The sequence below is a fragment of the Haemophilus sp. HMSC066D02 genome (assembly GCF_001810545.1).
Classification (GTDB): Bacteria; Pseudomonadota; Gammaproteobacteria; order Enterobacterales; family Pasteurellaceae; genus Haemophilus_D.
In genome coordinates this window covers 1-5,015 of the sequence record NZ_KV801817.1, presented here as the reverse complement: position 1 = coordinate 5,015, position 5,015 = coordinate 1, and the positions used below count along the sequence as shown (strand labels likewise).

Genomic DNA, 5,015 nt, shown 5'->3' with positions numbered 1-5,015 from the left:
TCGCAATCCGTGAAGGTGGCCGTACAGTAGGTGCAGGCGTTGTTGCGAAAATCATCAAATAATTGATGTATTAACTGTAACAAGTTAGATTAAGAAGGCGTATCGAAAGGTACGCCTTTTTGTTTTTTATCAATGAATGTTGTTTTTATAATAGAAAGTGCGGTCAAAAATTGTGTCATTTTGGTATGATACAGACTCATTTTTTATATGGGTGTTTTTATGCAACAACTACCATTTAAAGCCGTTGTCTCTGATCTTGATGGCACGCTACTTAATACTAACCATGTAATTGGTGAGTTTACTATTAATGTATTGAATAAATTAGAACAAAAAGGTGTTGATATTATTTTAGCGACAGGCCGTAATCACATGGATGTTTCTTCTATTTTAGGCAAGATAGGTGCTGAGCATGCTGTAATGATCACTTCCAATGGCGCACGAGTGCGTGATCTAAAAGGTAATCTTATTTATAGCAATAGTCTTCCAGAGGAAATCGTACTTGAGTTATATAAAATCCCTTTTGATCATACCAAGATTTGTATTAATACTTATCAAGATGATGGTTGGTTTATCAATACAGATGTGCCTGAATTAGCAAAATATCATAAGGATTCAGGTTTTATGTACGAAGTTGTTGATTTTACAAGGCATCATGGAAGAGGAACTGAAAAAGTATTTTTTATTGCTCATGATCCTAAAGATCTAATAGAACTAGAAGATTATCTTAGAACACATTTCGGGGATAAAACCACAATTGTTTATTCAGCGGTAACTTGCTTAGAGGTGATGAACAAAAATGTATCGAAAGGTGATGCATTAGCTCATCTATTAGAAAATAGAAATTATGGATTAAAAGATTGTATTGCTTTTGGCGATGGCCAGAATGATGTTGAAATGCTTTCTTGGGTTGGTAAAGGTTATGTGATGGCAAATGCTGATTCTCGTTTAAAAGAAGCTTGTCCTGAACTGGAAGAGATCGGGTTCAATAAAGACGAAGCAGTGGCCAAACATTTAGCAGAAATTTTTGGTATTAAATAGATGTTCCAGTCAATTTTTCTGATTAGTGCCGGTGCAGCGATCGGAGCCTCTTTACGCTGGGGATTAGGTCTATGGCTTAATTCCCTGTTTAGTTCACTTGCATTTGGTACACTTGTGGCTAATTTTATTGGTTGCTTTTTGATGGGGATTTTACTAGCAGCCTTTTGGACCTTCCCTCAATTTAGTCCTGAATGGCGATTATTCTTAGTGACTGGATTTCTTGGTGCGCTCACCACATTTTCCTCTTTTTCAGGCGAAGTGATTGAACTATTTTTTAAAGAAGAATGGGGCAATGGATTGTTCGTTTTAGTGAGTCATTTAGTTGGTTGTTTAATATTTACAGTATTAGGTATTTATTTCTTTAGGCTCATCAGTCTTCTATTCCATTTCCGATAAAATCGCTAAATTCTTCAGAATAAAATCCATGAGAAAGCATATACTGCCAAATTTTTTGTTTGCTTTTAATTGGTTGTGGTTCTGAATAATTAGGAAACTTTTTACGTAGAACTTTTTCTGCGAGTTCAGTCCAATTAATTTCACTTTCTACAAGGACTTCATTTATGACGTCTGAAGATACACCTTTTAGTTGACGTAATTCTTGTTTAATACGATTTGCACCATATCCACGTTGCGAACGTGCATGTAAATAATTTTCAGTAAATCGTTTATCATTTTGCCAGTTTTTTTTCTGACAGTGAGCTATTGTTTCATCGATCTCATCTTCTGTAAAAGCTTTTTCCTGCATTTTATTGCGTAGTTCAAATTCGCTATATTCACGTCGAGCAAGTAAATTAACAACATAGCTCAAGGCAAGAGAAGACATATAAATTCCTTGTGGTCAAATACGGTTGAAATAAAAAGTGCGGTCAAAATTGACCGCACTTTTAGTGATTAGAAATCGCTTTCTGCATCATCATTAGATTGTTCAATATCAGCCATTAATGCTTGTTCTGGGTTAGCGACTAATTCAGCACGAAGTTTCGCTTCAAATTCGTCTGATTTTGCAGGGTTTTCATTTAGCCATTTCATCGCATTAGCTTTACCTTGGCCAATTTTTTCACCGTTATATGCATACCATGCACCGGATTTTTCAACAAGTTTGTGTTTAACACCAAGTTCAATTAATTCTCCAGCTTTGGAAATCCCTTCTCCGTAAAGAATTTGGAAATCCACTTGGCGGAAAGGTGCGGCTAATTTGTTTTTAACTACTTTAACACGAGTTTCATTACCAATGACTTCATCTCCATCTTTAACTGAACCAGTGCGACGGATATCTAAACGCACAGAAGAGTAGAATTTTAGTGCGTTACCACCAGTTGTGGTTTCTGGGTTACCAAACATGACACCTATTTTCATACGAATTTGGTTAATAAAGATAACAAGGCAGTTTGCATTTTTGATTTGACCAGTTAATTTACGTAGCGCTTGAGACATTAAACGCGCTTGTAAACCCATGTGTGAATCACCCATTTCGCCTTCAATTTCAGCTTTCGGGGTAAGTGCAGCAACTGAGTCTACGATAACAACATCTACTGCACCAGAACGTACTAAGGCATCACAAATTTCAAGTGCTTGTTCACCATTGTCTGGCTGGGAGACTAAAAGTTCTTTCACATCAACGCCAAGTTTTGCCGCATAAATAGGATCAAGAGCATGCTCCGCATCGATAAATGCGCAAGTTTTACCTACTTTTTGTGCTTGAGCAATAACCGATAAAGTTAAGGTTGTTTTACCAGAAGATTCAGGTCCAAAAATTTCAACAATACGCCCCATTGGTAAACCACCAATACCAAGAGCGACATCAAGACCTAAAGAACCCGTTGAAACAGATTCAACGTCAAGGGCTTGAGTATCACCCAATTTCATAATTGAGCCTTTACCGAATTGCTTTTCAATTTGACCAAGTGCTGCTGCGAGCGCTTTTTGCTTTTCTTCTTGAGTTGCCATATAAAACCTTCTTGAATAGAGTTATCTAAATTTGGCTAGATTATATCTGTATTGATGTACAGTATCAAGAGAAAATTTTTTCCTTGATGAAAAAATGTGAAATAGATTCCAAACTTGAGAAATAGTTTATTTAAAATCAACTTCTTAAGTGTTTTTTTAGATCTTGAATTTGTGCTGAGAGAATTTTTTTACCCAGTTCATATACAGTTCTTATTTTGGTTTCATCTCGTTCTAATCGACCTATATTGAGTGATACATTTGGACGAATCACAAAGATTTTATTTTGTTTTTCTAAGCGAATGATTTCTTCTACTTGTTCATTATAAGTACGGTAGCGATTTTCTAAGGTTTTAACTAAGTGTGGATATTTGCGATAAAAAAGCTTGAATAAAAAAGAAGAAGATTTTGTTTTACGGTAGTCGATCGGTTGAGTTAAAACAACGATGATTTTATCACAACCGAGCTCTTGTGCTTTTTCAAATGGAATACTATCGGCAATTCCGCCATCTAGGTATTTTTGTCTATTAATTTCTACAAACTTTGAGACAAAAGGCATGGCCGAAGTTGCTCTGAAGTATTCCATCTCTTTGAAAACATCTTTGATTTTGAAATACTCTGCTTTACCATTCTCAATGTTTGTGGCGGCTAAATAGAAATCAATGTGAGATTTCTCGAATTCATTTTGATCAAAAGGGTCGAGATTAAAGGGGAGATCATAGAAAGCGAAATCTTTATTGATAATATTGCCCGTTGTAAAAAGACTATGAAATCCCATGTAACGTTTATCTTTAAGATATTTTAGGTTATATCTCAACGCTCTTTCTTTTTGATTGGATGCATAATTGATGCCAAATAATGCACCTGCAGAAATGCCAATAATTTTATCTATTTGAATGTTTTGTTCCATCAGTGCATCAAGGACACCTGCGGTAAACATACCTCTCATGCCGCCGCCCTCAAGAACGAGTCCTACTGTCATTTTTACTCCTGAATTCTAAAACTTTTAAAAGATTAAATATTAAACTATAAACTTATTTTTTCTTATCTAGTTGTTTATCAATAAATAAATTTTGCATTTGCGATCTTTCTCACAAAATTGAAATTTTATATTCGTCACACTTAACTGGTTATGATATAAACATTTTTGAGAAGTACTTCTTGGTATAGTCGTATGTGATTAACCTTGAAATAAGGAGGAGTTTTAAAATGAAAACTCTCATAATCCCAAATGATCATATCAGTAAAGTATGTGATTTGTTAAATCAACTTATCGGAGATGTGACAAGTAAAAATTTATTTACGGGATATGGCTTGTATCATAAAGAGAAAAATATGTTTGCGGTTTGGGCAAACAATAAGGTTTACTTACGTGCTAAGGATGAGCTTTCGATAAAATTAAAAGGACTTGGCTGTAAACCTTTTGCAACAAATGAACTCAATAAACGCTTCGTATTATCTGATTATTATGCTTTAACCGAAAGTATCTTGAAAGATAATGTTTTAATGAGAACCTTGATCATTCTTTCTATTAGTCAAATCAGGAAGGAAAAATTAGATTCTGCACTATCTAAGATTGGGAGAATTCGTGATTTACCGAATTTATCGGTTAAGTATGAAAGAGCTCTGAAGAAAGTGGGTATTGATAATGTTGATACCTTACGGCAAATAGGCGCTGAAAATGCGATTGTTCGTTTGAAGAAAGCGGATATAGGGGCAACTGAAGCTTTCTATTGGCGGCTTCGAGGTGCTTTAGATAATCGTAATTGCGAGTTTTATACTGAAAAAGAGAAAGAAAGAGGGCTAAGTAAACTTAATGAAACACTTTCTGCAAATGGGTTTAGACGTTGTAAGCGGGCCTTAAAAAAGGCTGAATAGCATTCACATAAAGGAGTTAACGTTTAAAAAATCATCTATCGAAGAAATTTCTAAAAAAAGTGCTTGCGTGGATTTCAAAAATCCATATAATGCACTCCACACAACGACGCACTGTTGTGACTCTTAAGAAAAACCGGTGCGTCGTTCTTTTTTGC

General features: G+C 35.1%; 6 protein-coding genes. 3 read left to right on the top strand and 3 right to left on the bottom strand.

Annotated features, from left to right (window positions below):
- The first annotated feature begins 219 nt into the window (after nt 1-219).
- Nucleotides 220-1,038 (top strand): Cof-type HAD-IIB family hydrolase, encoded by an 819-nt coding sequence (locus HMPREF2750_RS07125; RefSeq protein ID WP_070583196.1) that lies wholly within the window; start codon nt 220-222, stop codon nt 1,036-1,038.
- Nucleotides 1,039-1,434: a fluoride efflux transporter CrcB gene (gene crcB, locus HMPREF2750_RS07120; protein ID WP_049365038.1), complete on the top strand. Its 396-nt coding sequence runs from the start codon at nt 1,039-1,041 to the stop codon at nt 1,432-1,434.
- Here crcB and recX read toward each other — a convergent pair.
- The 3 genes from recX to HMPREF2750_RS07105 all read right to left on the bottom strand — a co-directional run bounded on the left by recX (nt 1,409) and on the right by HMPREF2750_RS07105 (nt 3,964).
- Complete coding sequence (gene recX / locus HMPREF2750_RS07115; RefSeq protein ID WP_070583195.1) at nt 1,409-1,861, bottom strand: recombination regulator RecX; 453 nt, start codon at nt 1,859-1,861, stop codon at nt 1,409-1,411. The two genes, crcB and recX, sit on opposite strands and share 26 nt — an antisense overlap.
- A gap of 68 nt (nt 1,862-1,929) precedes the next feature.
- Nucleotides 1,930-2,985 carry a recombinase RecA gene (recA, locus tag HMPREF2750_RS07110; protein ID WP_070583194.1) on the bottom strand — a complete coding sequence of 352 codons (1,056 nt, stop codon included), beginning with the start codon at nt 2,983-2,985 and terminating at the stop codon, nt 1,930-1,932.
- Nucleotides 2,986-3,121: 136 nt separating this feature from the next.
- Nucleotides 3,122-3,964: a patatin-like phospholipase family protein gene (locus HMPREF2750_RS07105; RefSeq protein WP_049381976.1), complete on the bottom strand. Its 843-nt coding sequence runs from the start codon at nt 3,962-3,964 to the stop codon at nt 3,122-3,124.
- Between the two features lie 227 nt (nt 3,965-4,191).
- Here HMPREF2750_RS07105 and HMPREF2750_RS07100 point away from each other — a divergent pair, with 227 nt between their 5' ends.
- A complete protein-coding gene (locus HMPREF2750_RS07100; protein ID WP_083304552.1) occupies nt 4,192-4,860 on the top strand; it encodes a TfoX/Sxy family DNA transformation protein in 669 nt (222 codons plus the stop codon).
- Nucleotides 4,861-5,015 lie beyond the last annotated feature (155 nt).

What these genes read in the sequence shown, in the direction of transcription:
- crcB (WP_049365038.1), top strand. Translation starts at nt 1,039, where the DNA reads ATGTTCCAGTCAATTTTTCTGATTAGTGCCGGTGCAGCGATCGGAGCC.
- recA (WP_070583194.1), bottom strand. Translation starts at nt 2,985, where the DNA reads ATGGCAACTCAAGAAGAAAAGCAAAAAGCGCTCGCAGCAGCACTTGGT.
- HMPREF2750_RS07100 (WP_083304552.1), top strand. Translation starts at nt 4,192, where the DNA reads ATGAAAACTCTCATAATCCCAAATGATCATATCAGTAAAGTATGTGAT.
- HMPREF2750_RS07125 (WP_070583196.1), top strand. Translation starts at nt 220, where the DNA reads ATGCAACAACTACCATTTAAAGCCGTTGTCTCTGATCTTGATGGCACG.
- HMPREF2750_RS07105 (WP_049381976.1), bottom strand. Translation starts at nt 3,964, where the DNA reads ATGACAGTAGGACTCGTTCTTGAGGGCGGCGGCATGAGAGGTATGTTT.
- recX (WP_070583195.1), bottom strand. Translation starts at nt 1,861, where the DNA reads ATGTCTTCTCTTGCCTTGAGCTATGTTGTTAATTTACTTGCTCGACGT.